The 18701-nt window shown below is 71.8% G+C and carries 15 protein-coding genes and 1 tRNA gene; 10 read left to right on the top strand and 6 right to left on the bottom strand.

The genetic code is table 11. The annotated features are described in order from the left end of the window. The first annotated feature begins 185 nt into the window (after positions 1-185). From ACVCAG_RS21715 to mptB, 3 genes are all read left to right on the top strand, one after another. The gene (locus ACVCAG_RS21715) at positions 186-539 is read left to right on the top strand and encodes an STAS domain-containing protein (protein WP_329088376.1); all 354 of its coding nucleotides are present in this window, start codon (positions 186-188) and stop codon (positions 537-539) included. A gap of 48 nt (positions 540-587) precedes the next feature. Next, positions 588-1268: a glycosyltransferase gene (locus ACVCAG_RS21710; RefSeq protein ID WP_440069628.1), complete on the top strand. Its 681-nt coding sequence runs from the start codon at positions 588-590 to the stop codon at positions 1266-1268. Between the two features lie 126 nt (positions 1269-1394). Continuing rightward, positions 1395-2900, top strand: coding sequence for a polyprenol phosphomannose-dependent alpha 1,6 mannosyltransferase MptB (mptB, locus tag ACVCAG_RS21705; protein ID WP_447190198.1), 1506 nt, complete (start codon positions 1395-1397; stop codon positions 2898-2900). Here the strand turns inward: mptB and ACVCAG_RS21700 are convergent. Next, positions 2782-5169, bottom strand: a complete 2388-nt coding sequence (locus ACVCAG_RS21700) for a hypothetical protein (protein ID WP_440085282.1) — start codon at positions 5167-5169, stop codon at positions 2782-2784. The two genes, mptB and ACVCAG_RS21700, sit on opposite strands and share 119 nt — an antisense overlap. 65 nt (positions 5170-5234) lie before the next feature. Between ACVCAG_RS21700 and ACVCAG_RS21695 the strand changes: the two genes are divergently transcribed. From ACVCAG_RS21695 to serS, 3 genes are all read left to right on the top strand, one after another. Continuing rightward, positions 5235-6641 (top strand): glycosyltransferase 87 family protein, encoded by a 1407-nt coding sequence (locus ACVCAG_RS21695; protein WP_447190197.1) that lies wholly within the window; start codon positions 5235-5237, stop codon positions 6639-6641. A gap of 145 nt (positions 6642-6786) precedes the next feature. After that, positions 6787-7707, top strand: coding sequence for a prephenate dehydratase (gene pheA / locus ACVCAG_RS21690; RefSeq protein WP_440085280.1), 921 nt, complete (start codon positions 6787-6789; stop codon positions 7705-7707). A gap of 175 nt (positions 7708-7882) precedes the next feature. Then, positions 7883-9145, top strand: a complete 1263-nt coding sequence (gene serS / locus ACVCAG_RS21685; RefSeq protein WP_440085279.1) for a serine--tRNA ligase — start codon at positions 7883-7885, stop codon at positions 9143-9145. A gap of 65 nt (positions 9146-9210) precedes the next feature. Here serS and ACVCAG_RS21680 read toward each other — a convergent pair whose 3' ends face one another. Both ACVCAG_RS21680 and ACVCAG_RS21675 read right to left on the bottom strand, forming a co-directional pair. Continuing rightward, positions 9211-10830 (bottom strand): hypothetical protein, encoded by a 1620-nt coding sequence (locus ACVCAG_RS21680; RefSeq protein WP_440085278.1) that lies wholly within the window; start codon positions 10828-10830, stop codon positions 9211-9213. A 160-nt stretch (positions 10831-10990) separates the two neighbouring features. Next, positions 10991-11536, bottom strand: coding sequence for a TetR/AcrR family transcriptional regulator (locus tag ACVCAG_RS21675; protein ID WP_440085277.1), 546 nt, complete (start codon positions 11534-11536; stop codon positions 10991-10993). Positions 11537-11641: 105 nt separating this feature from the next. Here ACVCAG_RS21675 and ACVCAG_RS21670 point away from each other — a divergent pair, with 105 nt between their 5' ends. Then, positions 11642-12793: an FAD-dependent oxidoreductase gene (locus tag ACVCAG_RS21670; RefSeq protein WP_440085276.1), complete on the top strand. Its 1152-nt coding sequence runs from the start codon at positions 11642-11644 to the stop codon at positions 12791-12793. Between the two features lie 255 nt (positions 12794-13048). On the opposite strand, the gene ACVCAG_RS21665 is transcribed toward ACVCAG_RS21670, so the two are convergent. Next, on the bottom strand, positions 13049-13252 hold the full coding sequence (locus tag ACVCAG_RS21665) for a cold-shock protein (RefSeq protein ID WP_012886943.1): 204 nt from the start codon (positions 13250-13252) through the stop codon (positions 13049-13051). 237 nt (positions 13253-13489) lie between these two features. Here ACVCAG_RS21665 and ACVCAG_RS21660 point away from each other — a divergent pair, with 237 nt between their 5' ends. Then, complete coding sequence (locus ACVCAG_RS21660; RefSeq protein ID WP_440085275.1) at positions 13490-14290, top strand: Cof-type HAD-IIB family hydrolase; 801 nt, start codon at positions 13490-13492, stop codon at positions 14288-14290. A 137-nt stretch (positions 14291-14427) separates the two neighbouring features. Here ACVCAG_RS21660 and ACVCAG_RS21655 read toward each other — a convergent pair whose 3' ends face one another. Both ACVCAG_RS21655 and ACVCAG_RS21650 read right to left on the bottom strand, forming a co-directional pair. Further along, positions 14428-14943: a bacterial proteasome activator family protein gene (locus tag ACVCAG_RS21655; RefSeq protein WP_440085274.1), complete on the bottom strand. Its 516-nt coding sequence runs from the start codon at positions 14941-14943 to the stop codon at positions 14428-14430. A gap of 4 nt (positions 14944-14947) precedes the next feature. Beyond that, entirely contained in the window at positions 14948-15904 is a 957-nt protein-coding gene (locus ACVCAG_RS21650; protein ID WP_440085273.1) for a zinc-binding dehydrogenase, read from the bottom strand. A 117-nt stretch (positions 15905-16021) separates the two neighbouring features. Between ACVCAG_RS21650 and ACVCAG_RS21645 the strand changes: the two genes are divergently transcribed. Beyond that, entirely contained in the window at positions 16022-18433 is a 2412-nt protein-coding gene (locus ACVCAG_RS21645; RefSeq protein WP_447190196.1) for a nucleotide-binding protein, read from the top strand. 119 nt (positions 18434-18552) lie between these two features. Next, positions 18553-18641 (top strand) — tRNA-Ser (locus ACVCAG_RS21640). The last annotated feature ends 60 nt before the right edge of the window (positions 18642-18701 follow it).

The raw sequence follows: 18701 nt of genomic DNA, 5'->3' as shown, positions 1-18701 counted from the left end.
ACGTAGCGCAGCGACGATCGGGAGGCGCCGGGTCTCCTCCCCTTTCCGGCCAAGCCGGTGTTGCTTAGTGTCAAGCTTCGCGCACTCAGGGTTTCCGTGAGGCGGAAACGGGGGACAAAGGGCGGACGACTCGGGTTGTTCAAGAGAACGTGACCAGCGGCTCTCGCGCCGCTAGTGTGCCCGCTGTGGAGCTAAAAGTCTCAACTCGATCTCATGCCGGGCACACCGTCGTGACCATCGTTGGCGAAATCGACCTATATACCGCGCCTCGCCTGCAGGCCGAGTTCACTCGGTTGCTTGGGCAGAGCCAGACCATGCTTGTCGTCCTCGACATGTCCGCCGTGGAGTTCTGTGACTCCACCGGCATGAACGTGCTGCTCTCCGCGCTCAAGCGACTGCGCGAGCGGGGTGGCACGCTGGAGGTGGCGGCGCCCCGGCCGGCCGTACGCAAGATTTTGCAGGTCACCGGCCTCGACTCCGTCTTCGTCGTGCACGAGACGTTGCCGGAGAAGCTGCTGACCTCCGACTCCCAAGGATGACGTCCTCCCCACGGCTGATGCCCGGGGTCTCCACAATGGAGGTGTTCGATGACCGGCACGGCGGCGATCATTCCCGCCAAGGATGAGGGCGACAGGATCGGGGCCACCGTGGCCGCGGTCCTGGCGCTGCCCGGCGTCGATCTCGTCGTGGTCGTCGACGACGGCTCCGTCGACCAGACGGGGCGGGTGGCCAAGGCCGCCGGGGCCCGGGTCGTGCGGCACAGTCACAACCGGGGAAAGGCCGCCGCCATGGAGAGCGGCGCTCACGCCGTACGCCTGCTCGACGGCGAGGAACCCCGGCACCTGCTGTTCCTCGACGCCGACCTGGGCGAGACCGCCCGTACGGCCGTTCCGCTGATCGAACCGGTCGCGGCGGGCGAGGCCGACATGACGATCGCCGTCTTCGTCACCCGCGTGAAGCTCGGCGGCCACGGGTTCGTCGTGAGGCTCGCGCGCGAGGGCGTCGAGCGCGCCACCGGCTGGACGCCCGCCCAGCCGCTCAACGGGCAGCGTTGCCTGACCCGGGCGGCCTTCGAAGCCGCCCGGCCGCTGGCGCGCGGCTTCGGCGTGGAGACCGGTCTCACGATCGACCTGCTCAGGAAGGGCTTTCGCGTGCGCGAGGTCCCGGTCGAGATGGCACACCGGGCCACCGGCACCGACTGGAAGGCCCAGATCCACCGGGCCAGGCAGTTCCGCGACGTCGCCCGCGCCCTCCTGGCACGCCGCTGACCGCGGCCGGCCTCCGCGGCACCACCCGGTTCACCGGTGTCGCACCGGGCCCCGCACCGGGCCCCGCACCGGGCCCCGCACCGGGCCCCGCACCGTGCACCGTGCCGGGTGTGCTGGAATTTGCGGGTGACTCGGGATGCGTCGGTCGTCGACGAGAGGCGGAGTCCCGCCGGCGATACGCCGCGGGGGCTCGACGTGGCCGCGTTCGGAGCCGTGGGGCTCTCGGTGGCGACCACGGTCCTGATCGGGCTGCTGGGCCCCTCGGCCATGGTCCCGAGGTTGCCCGGGCCCTCCTGGCACCCTCCGTACTCGCTGGAGGCCCACCCCGGCGCCCATCTGGTCATCGCCCTGGGCGCCGCCGCGATCGTGCTGGGCGGGCTCGGCCTCGCCGCCGCGCTCAGGTCCCGGTGGCGGCCCGACCCGCGCCGGCTGCTCTACGCCGGTTGCGCGGTGGCGGGCCTGCTCGCCTTCCTGCCGCCCTCCGGCTCGGCCGACCACCTCAACTACGCCGCGTACGGCCGCCTGGTCACGCTCGGCCAGAACCCGTACGCGATCACCCCCGCCGCGCTCCCGGGCGACCCGGTCACCGGCGCGGTGGAGGAGTGGGCCGGTGTGACCAGCGTCTACGGCCCGGTCGCCACCGCGGTGCAGGCGCTGGCGAGTTTCGTGGGCGGCGACTCGGCCAGGCTGACGGTCTTCGCGATGGCCGTCGTCAACGCGGCGGCGTTCATCGGCACGGCGCTGCTGCTGCACCGTTTCGCCAGGGGGAACGCCGAGCTCCAGCGGCGGGCGGCGCTGCTGTGGACGGTCAACCCGCTGATGATCTACCACCTGGCCGCCGGGATGCACGTCGACACCCTCGCCATCGCCTGCATGGTCGCCGCGCTCACGGTTCGCGGGGCCGCCTCGGGGCTGCTGCTCGGGGTGGGCATCGGGGTCAAGCTCAACGCCGGGCTCGTCGCCCTCGGACCGGCGTGGGAGCTGCGCCGCTCGCCGGGCAGGCTCGCCGTGGTGGCGGGGACCGCGACGGCCACCGTGGTGGCGATCTACGCCGTCGCCGGGCCGCACGTGCTCGACCAGGTGAGCGCCGCCAGCAGGAAGGTCTCCCTCGCCACGCCCTGGCAGCTCGTCAAGGTGGGGCTGCAGTCGCTCTTCGGGCCGGGCGCGTACTCGGCCTGGATCCAGATCGGATCCCTGCTCCTGATGGTCTGCCTGGCCTGGCTGGTGCTGCGGGCGCTGGGGGCGTCGGGGTCGCCGGGGACGCCGGGGACGCCGGAGATGCAGCCCGCCGGTACCGCGCCCGCCGTCGCCGCCGCGATGGTGGTCGCCTGGCTGTTCGCCGCGCCGTACGCGCTGCCCTGGTACGACGGGCTGGCCTTCGCGCTGCTGGCCCTGGCGTCCTGGCCCGCGCTGGAGGCGTTCATGGTGGCCAGGGTCGTCGTGCTGTCGCTGGGCTATCTCCCGGCCAGGGAGGCACTGCGGCCCGACGACCTGCTCTGGACGAAGACCCTGCTCAGGGAGACGGTGGTGCCGTGGACGCTGCTGGCACTGACGGTCGCCCTGGCGTGGTGGGCGGCGAGAGCCGGACGGCGCGCACGCAGGCGGCCAGCGTCAGCGGCACAGCGACCGTGAGGGCCATGGCCGGGATCGCGATGCCCGAGTCGTTCATCAGGAACCCGATCAGCGCGCAGGCCAGCGCCCCGATCAGCCCGGCGCGCAGCGCGGGCGCGAGCGCGTAGGCCCGGCCCAGGGCCGACGCGCCCCACCGCGACGGGCGGTCGAGCACCAGGAACAGGAACGCCAGCGCGACCAGCGTGAGCAGCGACAGCGACCAGTTGCCGACCGTGACCCCGATCATCGCGCCGAACTTGCGGCCGACCACGGTCCAGGCCTCCCCGTCCAGCACCTGCTGCACGAAGGCGCCCAGGTGGGTGCGCTGTTCGGCGGGCCGCAGCCAGTCGGCCACCGCTATGGCGCCGATCAGCAGGCCGCCCGCGAGGCCGACCAGGACCAGCCTGACCGGCGAGACCCGCCCGCCGGACAGCAGGATCAGGAAGACCGCGACCCCGACCAGGAAGGCCGGGACCCCGCCGAAGTCGGCACCCCACGCGGGCCAGCCGTCGGCGAACACCGCCAGCCCCCCGTACGCCGCGCACACCGTGAGCGCGAGCGAGCGCCGGCCGCGCGAGATCAGCCACTGGGCGATCCCGGCGAGGGCCAGGATCGTGCCGGCGGAGTAGACGGCGAAGGCGATGTTGCTGAAACCGTAGAAGCGTCCGCCGGTGACCGGCTCGTAGCCGGTGACCGCGTTCACCTGCAGCGTCGAGCCGTTCATCACGTCGGCCAGCAGCGCCACCGAGGTGACGGCGGCGACCACCGTCAGCGGGCCGAGCGGGTGCGTCCGCCACGGGCCGGCGAGCGCCACCCCGGCGACCGCGCAGGCGAAGCCGAGGATGGTCACGATCACCCAGAACATCGGCGCGGGCAGGCTCCACCAGGGGACCAGCTGCGCCAGGAAGGTGGAGACCGCGATCGCCCCGCTGACCACGGCGACGACCCGGACGGCCGTCAGGGCGCGGGAGCCGCCCCAGCCCCGGCGGATCGCGGCGGCGGCCAGCAGGTAGAACAGGATCTGGACCGCCACGAACACCGCGAAGAACGGTCCCCTCACCTCGCGCAGCACCTGGCTCGCCAGGTCGTCGTCGGCCAGCTTCCCGGCCGTCGCGGCGACCGGCTCCCCGCTCGGCACGTCGCCCAGCCAGGGGCGTCCCACGACCCCTTTGGGGATCTGCATGTTCAGCAGGCCGATCGCGGTGGCGGTCAGGTCGGTGTTCGTGACCAGGCCGTCCTGGCGGGTGGAGGTGGCGGTGAGGTAGCCGCGCGCGTACGTTCCCCCGTCGGGGGACGGGCCCCGGGCGATCGCCACGTGCAGGTGGGGCATCACCGAGGTGTCGGCCAGGCCCCCGACCAGGACCGTGGTCTCCGTCCCGGGCGACGGGGTCCCGCGTGACGGGGGCAGGCGGTCGAGGACCGCGCCCACCACGCGGTCGGCCCCGGCCACGGCCTCCCGCCTGGCCTCGCCGGTCATCCCGTCCCCGGTGCCGTCCGCGGTGCCGTCCGGGGAGGGGCCGGTCCAGGCCCTGGTGAGGTCGTCGGCCTCGACCACGATCAGGCCGTACGGGGACAGGTCGCCCAGTTGCTCGATGCTCGCCGCGTATTTCCCGATTTTTCCTGACTTGTTGGCGGCGGCCAGGGCGGCTCCCGGCCCGACGGCGGCCACCTTCAGGCCCGCCCCGGTCGCGAGCTCGCCCAGCTGCCCGAGAACCGGCCGGTAGGAGGTGGCGGCGTTGAAAGCGGCCAGCTCGGCCCAGCCGGGCACGCTCGCCCCGCCGCCGGGGGCCGGCTCCGGCGGGCGCGGGGGCTCGCAGCCCGCACCGGGCGCGCCCGCGCGCTGGCCGGCCGAGACCGTCAGCCAGCCCGCCACCGGGCAGGTGATCCCCCGGTCGGGCGGCGGGACCGCCCGGGTGGACATGGACGCGGAACCGCCCTCGCCCACCAGCCTCCACAGGTTCGGGGTCCGCTCCCGGTCCAGGTCACCCCACTCCAGGCCCGGTATCCCGACGATCACCACCTTCTCGGGAAGCGTCCTCGCCGAGGCGCCCGTCGTACCGGCACCGAGGGTGGCCGGAGCGCCTGGAGCGCCGGAGGCGGCGAAGGACTTCGAGGCGCCCGGGACGCCGAGGAGGACGCAGAGCACGGCCAGCAGCACGGTCAGCAGCAGGGACGGCAGCAGGGACGCGGCGGCCGGAGCGGTCCTGGCGACCCGGTGGAGCGCCGGTCGCGTCGCGGTCCCCCCGGTGGCCGGGCGCGCGGTCCCGTGACCGCGGTGTGCCGAAGCCATCCGGTTCCCCCTGTCCGTATCCGCCGGGCGGCCGTTTTCCCGGCCCCACGGTAACCTGCCTGCTCGTGAGGACTGGCGAGGTGACCACGACCGAGCGGCGCCCCCCGACGTGGCTGTCATGGCTGTCGTGGCTGCCCGCGTTGCTGCTCGTCGCCGCCGCGGTGGCCCCGCTGGTGCTCTACTGGCTGGGCAACGTGGACGACCAGCGCCTGGTCGACCTCGATGTTTACCGTACCGGCGGAGCGGCGATCCTGGAGGGCCGGCCCGTTTACGGGTTCATCACTCCCGCGCCGCAGCTGCTGCCCTTCACCTACCCACCGGTGGCGGCGCTGCTGGCCACGCCGCTGGCGGTGATGTCCTGGACGGCGGCGCAGTGGGCGTGGACCGCGTTGATCTTCCTGACGCTGGCGGTCACCGTCCGGCTCTCCTTCCGCGCCGTGCTCGGAGGCCCGGAGGCCGTTCCCGGTGCGGCCGTCGCGGGCCCGGGCGCCGCCTCCGGTGCGCCCGCCGGAGACGCGGCGCGCACAACGGGGACGTTCGAGGGCGTACGCGCCCGGCTGGGCGGGCTCGCCAGGTTCGGCGAGGGCGGCGAGGGCGGAGCGGGCCGCCTGTGGACGCCGCTGTTGTTCGCCGCCCTGATGATCGCGTGCACCTACCTGATGCCGATCAGGGACCAGGTCCGCTTCGGCCAGGTGGACATCCTGCTCGTCGCGCTCTGCCTGGCCGACTGCGTGGCCCGGCGTCCGGTGTGGCCGCGCGGCATGCTGATCGGCCTGGCCACCGCGGTCAAGCTCACCCCGGGCGTCTTCCTGATCTACCTTCTCATCGTCGGTTTCGGGCCCGGCGCGAGGCGGGAGCAGCGCGGCACCTTTTTCGTGGCCGCGCTCACCGCGGCGCTGCTGACCCTGCTGCCGTTCCTGGTGATCCCGGCGGACGCCGCCGACTTCTGGTTCCGCGCGCTGCTCGATCCCGAGCGGCTCGGTGCCAACGCCGCGACCACCAACCAGTCGATGCGCGGCATGCTGATCCGCCTCTACCTGCCCGACGTGCTGACGAGCCTGCTCTGGGTGGCGCTGGTCGCGGTGGTCGCCTGGTACGGCTTCCGCCACGCCCGCAGGGCCCTGCTCGACGGGCACCTCGTGGCGGGGGTCGCCCTGGTCGGGCTGATGGCCGTACTGCTGTCGCCGGTCGCCTGGATCCATCATCTGGCCTGGGTGGTCGTGGTGCTCGGCGCGCTGGCCGGTGACGGGCGCGACCCGGTCAGGCTCCGGGTGGCCGCAGGGGTCTGGCTCTACTACGTGCTGCCGATCCCCTGGTGGGGGGTGACGATCAAGGCCGCGGAGATCCCGGTGCTCAGCCCCGTGCTGGGCAAGATCGTGCAGAACGGGTTCGGCCTGGGCGCGCTGGCCCTGGTCTGGTTGCTGGGGGTATGGCTGCCCAGGCGGAGAGAGGCGTTCCGGGCGCTCTCCTGACGGCCCCCGCACGCGGCCGTCGAGGGGATGATCGACAGGAGATGGCCTCTGACGTGGAACGACTCCGAGTGATCATGTCGGAATCGGTCGCGTCAGTAGGTAATCCTGCGCACATTTTCCGACAGTCGCCGGATAACCTGGGGGCATGTCGAAACTCGCTTACCTGGGACCGGAGGGGACCTTCACCGAGGAAGCCCTGCGCATCCTGGCGCCCGAGGCCGAGCGCCTGCCGAGCCCGAACGTCACCGCGGCCCTGGAGGCCGTCCGGCGAGGCGAGGCCGACGGAGCCGTCGTCCCGATGGAGAACTCGCTCGAAGGCGCCATCACCACGACCCTTGACGAGCTCGCCCGGGGTGAGTCGCTGCTCATCACCGCCGAGCTGCTGCTCCCCGTCGAGTTCTCGCTCCTGGCGCGTCCCGGCACCGAGATCGGCCACATCAAGAGGGTCTTCTCCCACCCGGCGGCCATCACCCAGTGCCGCAACTTCATCGCCCGCGAGCTGCCCGACGCCGTGGTGGTCGCCGCCCCGTCGACCGCCGCCGCGGCGCAGGAGGTCGCGCTTCCCGGGTCGCCGTACGACGCGGCCATCGCCGCGCGCATCGCCGGGGAGCACTACGGCCTGGTCGAGCTCGCGGCCAGGATCGGTGACCGCACCGACACCGTCACCCGGTTCGTCCAGGTGTCGCGTCCCGGCCCGCTGCCCGAGCCGACGGGTGCCGACCGCACCTCACTGGTCGTCTTCCTCGCCGACGACCACCCGGGCGCGCTGCAGGAGATGCTGACCGAGTTCTCCGTCCGCGGCGTCAACCTCTCCCGCATCGAGTCGCGGCCCACCGGCGACGGCATCGGCCGCTATTTCTTCCACTTCGAATTCGAGGGCCACGCCGCCGACGCCCGCGTCGGAGAGGCGATCTCGGGTCTGCACCGCATCTCCGCCAAGGTGCGCTTCCTGGGCAGCTACCCGCGCGCCGACGGTCTCTTCCCGCAGATCAAGCGCGGTACGAACGACAACGACTTCGCCGAGGCCGCCGGCTGGCTCGGCAGGGTCCGCACCGGTCAGGTCTGATCGCCACCCGGCCCGAGAGCCGGCACCCGGTTCCGGGACGGTGCCGGCGTACGCCCGCCGAAGGCGTCCCGGCGGGCGGGAAACGGATGCCGCGGCCGGCTCGCCACCGCCGCCGCTGGGGCGGGCCGGTCAATCCGGGCGCGGGCGCGAGCCGTACATCGGTAGCCTTGTGGCTGTGATTGACCTGCGTACCCTTCGTGAGGATCCCGACCGGCTACGGGCGTCGCAGCGTGCCCGCGGTGAGGACGACTCTGTCGTCGACACGCTGCTCGACCTCGACGAGCGGCGGCGCGGCGCGCTGAGCCGCTTCGAGACGCTCCGCGCCGAGCAGAAAACCGTCGGCAAGTCGGTCTCCCGTGCCTCAGGGGAGGAGAAGGCCACCCTGCTGGAGCGGGCGAAAGACCTCTCCTCGCAGGTCAAGTCCGCCGAGGCCGAGGCGGAGGGGCTCGGCGCCGAGCTCGACGAGCTGCTCTACACGGTGCCCAACCTCGTGGAGGAGGGGGCTCCCGCCGGCGGCGAGGACGACTACGTCGTGCTGGAGGAGATCGGCGAGAAGCCGTCCTTCGGCTTCGAGCCCAAGGACCATCTGGCGCTGGGCGAGCTGCTCGGCGCGATCGACATGGAGCGCGGCGCGAAGGTCTCGGGCTCGCGGTTCTTCTTCCTGAAAGGCGTCGGCGCGCGGTTGCAGCTCGGGCTGCTCAACATGGCCATGCAGCAGGCGATCGAGGCGGGCTTCATCCCGATGATCACGCCCGTGCTGGTCAAGCCGGAGTCGATGAAGGGCACCGGTTTCCTCGGCGCCCACGCCAGCGAGGTCTACCACCTGCCCGACGACGACCTGTTCCTGGTCGGCACGAGCGAGGTGCCGATGGCGGCCTACCACGGTGACGAGATCCTGGACGGCTCCGCGCTCCCGTACCGCTACGCGGGATGGTCCTCGTGTTTCCGCCGCGAGGCGGGCTCGTACGGCAAGGACACGCGTGGCATCATCCGGGTCCACCAGTTCGACAAGGTGGAGATGTTCTCCTACGTGCGCCCCGAGGAGGCACACGCCGAGCACCTGCGCCTGCTCGACTGGGAGAAGGAGATGCTGGCCAAGGTCGAGCTGCCCTACCGGGTGATCGACACCGCTGCCGGAGACCTGGGGTCCTCGGCCGCGCGGAAGTTCGACTGCGAGGCGTGGGTGCCCAGCCAGGGCCGCTACCGCGAGCTCACCTCGACCTCCAACTGCACCGACTTCCAGGCCCGCCGCCTCGGCGTCCGTTTCCGTGACTCCGGCGGCAAGCCCCAGCACGTGGCCACCCTGAACGGCACGCTGGCCACCACCCGCTGGATCGTCGCCATCCTGGAGAACCACCAGCAGGCCGACGGCTCCGTCGTGCTCCCCAAGGCCCTGCGCCCGTACGTCGGCCTCGACGTGCTCGAGCCCGTCAAGTAGAGACCCGCACCGCGCGGCGAGGCTCACGGTGAGGGCCCCGCCGCGCGGCGAGGCCCTCACGGTGTTCACGCCGGACGCTCCTCCGCCTCCACCGATTCCCCCGCTTGCGCCGCGCCCGCCCAGCCGACCAGGACGGATCCTCCGACTCCGATCCCGCCGACGAGCCAGGCGAGGAATCCGGCCGTCGGATAATCGTCGATGGTGCCCGACCGCCAGGCCGTGAAGAGCATCCACATCGAGAACGGCGTGCAGACGGCGATGGCGACCAGCGCCAGCCAGGTCCGCGCCGGTACGCGCGCCCGGATCGCCGCCGCCGCCGTGAGGATCGTCGCGACGAGGGCGCAGACGCCGCCGAGCAGGGCCACCAGAGCGCCGATGATGTAAATCTTGTCGGACGGCAGGGTGAGCACGAAACCGACCGCGGCGAGGACGTACGCGGGCACGGTCAAGCCGGTGGCCCGCCGCGTGTGACGGCGTGCCACGGCCATGCCGGACATGAAGCCGAGCAGGCCGACGAAGAGGCCGACGCGGTGCTCCGTCGTCAGGTCGACGCCCGGCGCGTCGAGCGGGATCGCCGCCTCCGCGGAGAAACCCCCGTCGGACAGGCCCATCCGCCGCCAGTTCCCCCGCGCGTCCCGCACGGCGACGCCGTCGTCGCCGTTGGCCGCCACCACCACGTGCCCGCCCGGTACGCGCTGTACCGCGATGGCCGAGGAACCCTGCCACGGTCTTTGCCACCGGTCCTCCATCTGCCGCCGGAGTGCTCCCTGACGTCCTTCGGAGACCGCCCACACCGTGTTCCAGCTGGTCCCGCCGTCCCGGGACTCGTCCACCGCCAGCCGAGGAGGGACGACGCGGTAGCAGTGCGCGGGCTCGTCGGGCAGACAGGCCCGGGTCACCGGATCGGGGGTGGGCGAGGGCCCGGCTCCCGGGAGGCCCGAGTCCGGCGAGGGCGAGGGGCTCATAGGGCTCCGCTCCTGCGCGGGACGACCGATCCACGTACGGCCGCCGTCGCGGGAGAGGATCTCGGCCCCCTGGTCCAGGACCACGGTGATGCCACCGCCGCGTACGAAGACCTGCGTCGCCGCGGGCGGCTGCGGTTCGGCCGCGGTGGCGGTCACCCCGACGAGGGCGACCGGGACGATGATCAGCGCGCGGGCTCGCCGTGCCCGGTGACCGGTGCCGCACCGGCGCCAGATCAACCACGCGGCGCCCAGCGCGGGCAGGGCCACCAGGTCGGTCGGGTCGGCCAGGGTCCGTGAGGGGCCCGCGGCCAGGGTCCAGGCCCGGGAGGCGAGTTCCGCGCCCGCCTCCGTGGTCTTGACCAGGGTGAAGCCCACACCGGTGACGACGATCGCCCCGTGGGCGGCGAGCCGGGTGGGGGCGAGGGAGGCTGCGGTTCGGAGGGAGGCGAGGACCGGGGAGGAACCGGTTCGGAGGGAGGCGAGAGCAGAGGAGGAGGAACCGATTCGCAGGAGGGCGAGAACCGCGGAGAAGGCGAGGGAAAGGGCGAGGGCGAGTACGGGCGGGGCGACCAGCAGCCCCGCGACGTCGCTCAGCTTGCCGGTGACGAGCCCCGGCCACAGGGCCTTGAGGAGATGGTCGTTGACCAGCAGGACGAAGGTGGCGGTCACGGTCGCCGGATGCCCGAACCAGGCGAGGAGGGGCTCTTGCGAACTTTCCATGACCGGCTGGATCCGCCGCGGCGCGGCCCGGTTCGGGTGCGGCGGCATTCGTGACCGAGGCGTGTCCCGGAACCCGGGCGGCTCGCACGCCCCCGGTGCCCGGCGGATCCTCCCGCCTGTCCCGTCGGCCTCGCCTGTCCCGCTCGCCTCGCCGTTCCGCTCACTCGGCGAGGTAGCGCTGGATCGTGGGGCCGAGCCAGTCGACGATCTCCTCCCGGGACATGGCCACCACGGGCGGCAGTCGCAGGACGTAGCGGCACAGGGCCATGCCGAGGACCTGGGTGGCGGTGAGCCCGGCCCGTAGCGCGGCCTGGGCGGGGTCGGCGCTGAGGCGGGCGACGAGGGGGCCGAGCTGGGCGGCGAAGATCTCGCGCATGCGCTCGGCGGCGCCCTCGTTGGTGACCCCGGTACGGAGCAGGATCATCATGCCCTCGTCGTCCTCCCAGCGGTCGAGGAAGTGGGCGACGAGCGTCCTGCCCACCTCCTCCCGGGGGACCGCCGCCAGATCCGGAAATCTCAGGTCGACGTCGGCCGCGGCGGCGAAGAGCCTGTCCTTGTTGCCGTAGTAGCGCATGACCATGGACGGGTCGATGCCCGCGTCCGAGGCTATGGCCCGGATGGTGGCTCGCTCGTAACCGTCCGCCGCGAAGCGCTCGCGTGCCGCGGTCAGGATCGCGGCCTTGGTGTCCTCCGAGGTTCTGCGCATGCCAACAACTGTAGGCCAACGACTGTTGACATCGCCAGGGCGGAGATGCACAGTTATGCCAACGAGCGTTGACCAACAAGCGTTGGCATTCTCAAGGAGGACGAAATGCTCCCCACGCTTCCCGCGACCACGGACGTTCTCGTCGTCGGCGCGGGCCCGACCGGCCTCACCGCCGCCGTCCACCTCGCCGGGCAGGGATTCGACGTGACCGTCGTCGACGACCAGGCGGTCGGCGACAACACCTCGCGAGCCGCCGTCGTGCACGCCAGGACGCTGGAGGTCCTGGAGGACCTCGGAGTCTCCGCGCGTCTGGCGGCCCTGGGAATCCACGCCCGGCGGTTCACCATCAGGGACCGCGACAGGATCCTGGTGCCCGTCGGCTTCGACCGGCTCCCGACCCGCTACCCGTACACGCTGATGATCTCCCAGGCGGTGACCGAGCGGGTGCTGCTGGAGCGCCTCGCCGAACTGGGCGGACGTGTCGCCAGGCCGTACACCCTGGAAAGCCTCACCCAGGACGCCGAGGGGGTGACCGCGCGCCTCTCCGGGGGCGCGGTCGTCACCGCGAAGTACCTCGTCGGCGCCGACGGCATGCACAGCACGGTCCGTGAGCAGGTGGGAGTCGCGTTCGAGGGTGAGCGGTACGCGGAGTCGTTCAGCCTGGCCGACGTGCGCCTCACCGGCGGCGTGCCCCGCGACGAGGTCGTCCTCTACTTCTCGCCCGCCGGTCTGGTCGTGGTCGCGCCGCTGCCCGACGGCACCCACAGGATCGTCTCCACCGTGGACGAGGCGCCTCCCACGCCGGATGTGGCCTTCGTCCAGGGACTGCTGGACGCCCGGGGCCCCCGGAAGGAGCGTGCCGTGGTCGGCGAGGTCGTCTGGGGATCGCGCTTTCGCATCCACCATCGCGTGGCCCGTACGTTCCGCGCCGGGCGGGTCCTGCTCGCCGGTGACGCCGCGCACGTCCACAGTCCCGCGGGAGGGCAGGGAATGAACATCGGAATCCAGGACGCCGTCGCCCTGGCCGAAGCCCTCACGATCGCTCTCAAGGGCGCGGAGGAGGCACTGGACCGCTACGCCGCCGCCCGTCGCCCCATCGCCCTCCAGGTCGTCACCTTCGCCGGGCGGCTCTCCGGGCTGGCCAACATGAACAGGCGCCTGCGACCGCTCAGGAACCTGATCCTGCGACTCCTGGCGCTCAGCCCGGCCTTCCGCCGGCGACTCGCCTGGCGGCTCTCGGGTCTGGTCTACCGGTGAGGCCCTCGGATCCCGGCCCGGTGTCCCCAGGGGCCGGCCCGGTGTCCTCAGAGGGAGCGGAGCGGTCCTCGCGGGCGGCAGCGGGGCGAAACATGCGGGGGCCGGTCTGCGGGCGCGCTCCGGGGAGCGGGCCGGGGCCGGGCCGCCGGAGTGCTCCGGGACGTCCTGGAAGGCCCCGGAGCGCCGGTGAAAGGTAGAAGGCGGGGTTCGCTAGAAGCGAACCCCGCCTTCCGGTTCAACCAAGAGGTCTATGCGTCAGACGGCGCGGACCTGCGAGGCCTGCGGGCCCTTCTGGCCCTGGGTGATCTCGAACTCGACCCGCTGGCCGTCTTCGAGGCTACGGTAGCCGTTGCCCTGGATCTCGGAGAAGTGCACGAACACGTCCGGTGCACCGCCGTCCGGTGCGATGAAGCCGAAGCCCTTTTCAGCGTTGAACCACTTGACGGTTCCCTGAGCCATTAAAGCTCTCCCTCAGGATTTGAAACTTTGGGATTCACACCTCATGAACCCCATGTGTCGTACAGCGGGCCCCGGGGTGGCTCAGTCAAACTGGTTTTCACAACGGGATTCAGCTAATACAACGCCATCACATCTAACACTATCCGGCGCATGCGTGTTCCCGCCATGAGGAAGATTCCTCGGACCGGATCCCTGGGGCCGACACGCCGACCATCACAGTGCACACTGGGACGTGTTATGCAAAGCCCCAGGCTGGTCGCCACCGACCTCGACGGCACCGCTCTGCGCTCGGACGGCACCGTCTCCCCCCGTACGGCCGCCGCTTTTGCGCTTGTGGAGAACGCCGGGGCCACGCTGGTCTTCGTGACCGGCAGGCCACCTCGCTGGATGCACATGGTCGCGGGAGCCGTACGCCATCGAGGGCTGGCCATATGCGCCAACGGAGCCCTCGTCTACGACCTGCACAGTGAGCAGATCGTCAAATCCCACCTCATCCACCCGGACGTGCTTGAAGAGGTGGTGAGGCGTCTCCGCGAAAAGGTTCCCGACCTCGCGTTCTCTGTGGAATACGAGGGTGGATTCGCCCACGAATCGGACTTCCGTCTCGGAGGATGGGACAGCAAGACGGTCGGCGGACGCCGCGTCGGAACGGACACGCTCACCTCGCGGCCATGCGCCAAACTTCTGGCGCTACATCCCAGAATGGACCCCGACATCCTCTATGCGGCGGTTTACGGGCTGGTCGGCGACCTGGTCACCCCCACCCATTCCAGCGGCCGGGCACTGATCGAGATGAGCGCGCACGGCGTGACGAAGGCGTCGGCGCTGTCCCACCTGGCCATGACGCTCGGCATCGTGGCCGAAGAGGTGATCGCCTTCGGCGACATGCCCAACGACCTTCCGATGCTCCGGTGGGCCGGCGTCTCGTACGCCGTCGCCAACGCCCACCCGGAGGTGCTGGCCGCGGTCGATCACGTGACCGCGGCCAACAACGACGACGGGGTCGCCGGGGTTCTCGAGGAGCTCTACAGATCGTGACGGGCTCCGCGAGCCCTCAGAAAGCCCGGTGAAGGCTTCGCGATCGGGGAGCCGACGGCGTCCGCCGGACTCTCCGCCCGGTTCGCGAGCCTTCACCACGCCCCTCGGCGGGCCGGTGGGGATGTCGTGCGGGGGCCTTACAGGTAGGGACCCGCGTTGCCGCCCGGGGAGCCCTCCTGCTGCTGGAGGGACATGCCGCCGGGCAGGGCCCTGCGCATGTTCTCCAGCTGGGCGCGAGCCGCCATCTGCTGGGCGAACAACGTGGTCTGTATGCCGTGGAACAGTCCTTCGAGCCAGCCGACCAGCTGCGCGTGGGCGACCCGGAGCTCCGCCTCGCTGGGCGGGGTGCCGTTGACGTCCTCGGTGAACGGCAGCGAGAGCCGTTCCAGCTCCTCGACCAGTTCCGGTGCCAGACCGTCTTCGAGCTCCTTGATGGAACTCTCGTGGATCTCCTTGAGCCGCTTGCGGCTGGCCTCGTCCAGCGGAGCCGCCCGGACCTCCTCGAGGAGCTGGCGGATCATGCTGCCGATGCGCATCACCTTGGCGGGCTGCTCAACGAGGTCGGCGATCGACCGGCTCTCACCCTCCTCCTCGCCCTGGGAGCCCTGGGGACCCACGACCACGATGTGCGGAGTGCTCTCCTCAGCGTTCATAGCCTCAACTTACTAGCAGGATTTTCCCGATGTGTTCTCCGGACTCCAGGATGCGGTGGGCCTCGGCCGCGTCGCTCATCGGCACCCTGGCGTGCACGACGGGACGGATGGCCCCGGCGTCGAGCAGGGGCCAGACGTTGTCCACGACCCCGCGCACGATCGCCCCCTTCTCGTCGACGGGCCGGGAACGCAGCGTGGTGCCGTACACCGAGGCCCGCTTCGCGAGCAGGGCTCCCAGGTTCAGCTCGCCCTTCGCGCCACCCTGCAGGCCGATCACGACCAGCCGGCCGCCCGTCTTGAGAACCCTGATGTTCCCCGGAAGATATTTGCCGCCCATGATGTCGAGGACCACATCGGCCCTGACCTTCTCCGAGAAGTCCTCCCGCCGGTAGTCGATCCCCTCGTCGGCGCCCAGCTCCAGGCAGCGGTCGATCTTCTCGGGGGACCCGGCGGTGACGACCACGCGCGAGCCGAACGCCTTCGCCAGCTGTACGGCCATCGTGCCGATCCCGCTGGCGCCACCGTGCACGAGGAGGGTCTCGCCCTTCCGCAGGCGCGCGGTCATGAAGACGTTGGACCAGACCGTGCAGGCCACCTCGGGCAGCCCGGCGGCCTCGACCAGGTCGACGCCCTCCGGCACCCGCATGACCTGCTGCCAGGGAACGGCGACCTTCTCCGCGTACCCGCCGCCGCTGAGCAGCGCGCACACCCGGTCACCCGGCGCGAACCCCTCGACGTCCGGGCCCACCGCCTCGACCACGCCGGAGCACTCCATGCCCGGGTACGGCGAGGCGCCGGGGGGTGGGTCGTAGAGCCCCTGACGCTGCAGCGCGTCGGCCCTGTTGACCGCGGAGGCGGCCACGTCGATGATGACTTCGCCGCGTTCGGGGAGCGGATCGGGAACCTCCCGCCACGTCAGCACTTCCGGTCCACCAGGTTTATCGATCACGATGGCGCGCATGTGAGCAAAGGTATCCGCTGAGCCCCAACTTGGTGGTTGCTCGCGTTGACAGGAACACAGGGCGTTAACCTGCTATGTGTTTGCTGCCCTTTTATGCCCATCCCGAGGGGGAACACGGTGGCAAGACACGATCGTGAGGAATCTCTCGAGGAACAGCTCGCATGGCTCGACGCCATCAAGGAGCAGGAGGAGGAGGCGCCCGCCCTGGCGGTGAAGGCCACCGCGGTGGACGACGCCGTCGTCTCGCCGTACCCGAAGGACCCCTGGAGTCTGGTCCCGACCGAGCCGGACACGACGTCCTCGCCGCTGTTCCGCGCGGCCGTCGACTCGGCTCACCCGGTCGCCGACCCGCCGGTGGAGGACGCCGACGCGGCCGAGTGGATGGAGGCCTCCGACACGGTGAGTTCCTTCACCGTGCCCGCTCCGGTATCCGGCGAGCAGGACAACGACGGCTTCCTCGCGCCGCTCAAGCCGCTGCCGCGCCAGGAGGAGGGCGACACCGGCGACCACGGCGTCGCCGACTTCACCGAGCCGCACCTTCGCACCCCGTTCGCGGCGCCCGCACAGGAGCCGTCCCGCGGGCTGTTCGAGCAACCCCGGCGCCAGGCGGAGCCGGCCGAACCCTTCACGTCCCCCGCCTCCGCCCCGGCCGAGCCCTCCGACCTGGAGCCGCTCAAGCCGTCGTCCTCGGACACCGAGCGGTTCACCTTCGGCGGCACGGAGTTCGGCGGCACCGACCCCGACCGCTTCTCCTTCGGGAGTGGCGGCACGCGCTCCACCTCGGGCGGCAAGGACTTCTCCTCGACCGGCTCCTCGACCGGCGGAGACTTCTCCGCCGGAACCGCCGGAACCGCCGGAACCGCCGGAACCGCCGAGACCGACCGGTCCGCGTCCGGCACGACCGGGTCCGGCACGTCCGGTGCGTCCGACGGTGGCGACCGGTTCTCGCCAGGTGCCGCGGAGGCCGACCGCTTCCCCGCCGCCGGTGCCGAGCACGACCGCGACCGTACGATCTTCGAACCCTTCGAGTCCTTCGAATCCACGGTGACGTCGGTGGTGAAGGAGCCGCCCAGGCAGGCGCCCGAGCGCTTCGAACCCGACTCGGATCGCTTCGAACCCGTTGCGGCGCCCGTTCCCACGTCCGGTTCCGAGCCCAAGCCGGAGCCCGCCGAGTCGTTCCGGGCCCCCGAGTCCTTCGGCACCGACAGGCCGGAACCGGCCGCGGCGCCGGAGCGTCCCGCGACCTCGGGCGCGTTCGGCCCGGAGTCCTCCTCGGGTTCCTTCGGTACGGACACCGCCCCCGGCTCCCGTGGCTCCTTCGGCACGGAGCGTTCCAGCTCGGCTCCGCCCCCTTCCGGCTCTTCCGGGTTCGCCGCCTTCTCCGGCCCCACGGCCTTCGCGCCGGGACGGGACGCGCCCCCCGCCCCCGAGCGGGACTCGTCCCAGGAGCGCGTGGAACGGGAGAGCCCCTTCGCGCCCGGACGGGACGCGGCCGAACCGGTGCGGGAGCCGTACCAGGCACGCCGCCGCCAGACGGCTCCGGCACCCGCCTTCGGCGCACCGGCCAGGCACCAACCTCCGGGCACGGCTCCCCGGCAGTCCGCCGACAGCCTGGATCCGGAGTCGCTGCTGAGGGGCCGTCGCAACGCGCCCGCCGGGGGCTGGCGGAAGTTGGTCTACAAGGCGTCGGCCGGGCTGATCAAGCCCGGCGAGTCCCCGGAGGTCCGTCGCCGCAGGGAGCTGGTCGGCCGCGCACGCACCCCGGTGGCCACCGGCCACCACCGCGTCGCCGTACTCAGCCTCAAGGGCGGTGTCGGCAAGACCACGACCACCGTCGGCCTCGGCGCCACGCTCGCCCAGGTACGCGGCGACCGGGTCATCGCGGTCGACGCCAATCCCGACCGGGGCACCCTGTCGGACAAGGTCGAGCTCGAAACCTCCGCGACCGTCCGCGACCTGCTCAACGAGCGGCAGCAGATCAAGAGGTACGTCGACATCCGGGCCTTCACCTCCCAGGCCCCGTCGCGCCTGGAGATCCTCGCCTCCGACCGTGACCCGTCGGTGTCCGAGGCCTTCAGCGCGGCCGACTACCAGTCGGTCTCCCAGGTGCTGGAGAACTTCTACTCGATCTGCATCACCGACTGCGGCACCGGCCTGCTCCACTCGGCCATGTCCGGTGTGCTCGGCCTGGCCGACCAGCTCGTCCTGGTCAGCTCCCCCTCCGTGGACGGCGCCCGCGCCGCCTCGGCGACCCTCGACTGGCTGGAGGCCCACCACTACGAGGAGCTCGTCCGCTCCGCGACCGTGGTGTTGTGCAGCGTCCGTCCGCGCTCGAAGTCGACCGTCGACCTCGACCGCCTGGAAGCCCACTTCGCGGCCCGCTGCCGCGCCGTCATCCGCGTCCCCTACGACCCGCACCTCGAGGAGGGCGCGGAGATCGACCTGGAAAGGCTCCAGCCCGCCACCCGCGAGTCCTACCTCCGCCTGGCCGCCTCGGTCGGCGACGGTTTCGCCGGTCCCCAGCCCTGACCCGCACCGGGCGGGCGCCTCGTCCCCGAATCGGAGACGAGGCGCCCGCCGGGTCCGGGCACGCCCGGGTCAATGAGAGACTAGGGTGCAATCTGACACGTTCTCCGGACGTGCCATCAGGAGAGCTCGCCTAGTGGACGATGGCGGCGGTCTTGAAAACCGCTAGGCCGGGTGACCGGTCTCGTGGGTTCGAATCCCACGCTCTCCGCTGAGCATCACGAACGGCGTCTGACCAGGGACTTCCCTCGGATCGGGCGCCGTTGATCGT

The organism is Streptosporangium sp. G12 (assembly GCF_052983175.1).
This window is presented reverse-complemented; position numbering and strand designations above follow the sequence as displayed.

Bases quoted from the DNA above. Each gene is read 5' to 3' on its own strand.
- ACVCAG_RS21700 (WP_440085282.1), bottom strand. From the start codon at position 5,169: ATGGCTTCGGCACACCGCGGTCACGGGACCGCGCGCCCGGCCACCGGG.
- ACVCAG_RS21710 (WP_440069628.1), top strand. From the start codon at position 588: ATGACCGGCACGGCGGCGATCATTCCCGCCAAGGATGAGGGCGACAGG.
- ACVCAG_RS21650 (WP_440085273.1), bottom strand. From the start codon at position 15,904: ATGCGCGCCATCGTGATCGATAAACCTGGTGGACCGGAAGTGCTGACG.
- ACVCAG_RS21655 (WP_440085274.1), bottom strand. From the start codon at position 14,943: ATGAACGCTGAGGAGAGCACTCCGCACATCGTGGTCGTGGGTCCCCAG.
- ACVCAG_RS21680 (WP_440085278.1), bottom strand. From the start codon at position 10,830: ATGGAAAGTTCGCAAGAGCCCCTCCTCGCCTGGTTCGGGCATCCGGCG.
- ACVCAG_RS21675 (WP_440085277.1), bottom strand. From the start codon at position 11,536: ATGCGCAGAACCTCGGAGGACACCAAGGCCGCGATCCTGACCGCGGCA.
- ACVCAG_RS21665 (WP_012886943.1), bottom strand. From the start codon at position 13,252: ATGGCTCAGGGAACCGTCAAGTGGTTCAACGCTGAAAAGGGCTTCGGC.
- ACVCAG_RS21670 (WP_440085276.1), top strand. From the start codon at position 11,642: ATGCTCCCCACGCTTCCCGCGACCACGGACGTTCTCGTCGTCGGCGCG.
- pheA (WP_440085280.1), top strand. From the start codon at position 6,787: ATGTCGAAACTCGCTTACCTGGGACCGGAGGGGACCTTCACCGAGGAA.
- ACVCAG_RS21660 (WP_440085275.1), top strand. From the start codon at position 13,490: ATGCAAAGCCCCAGGCTGGTCGCCACCGACCTCGACGGCACCGCTCTG.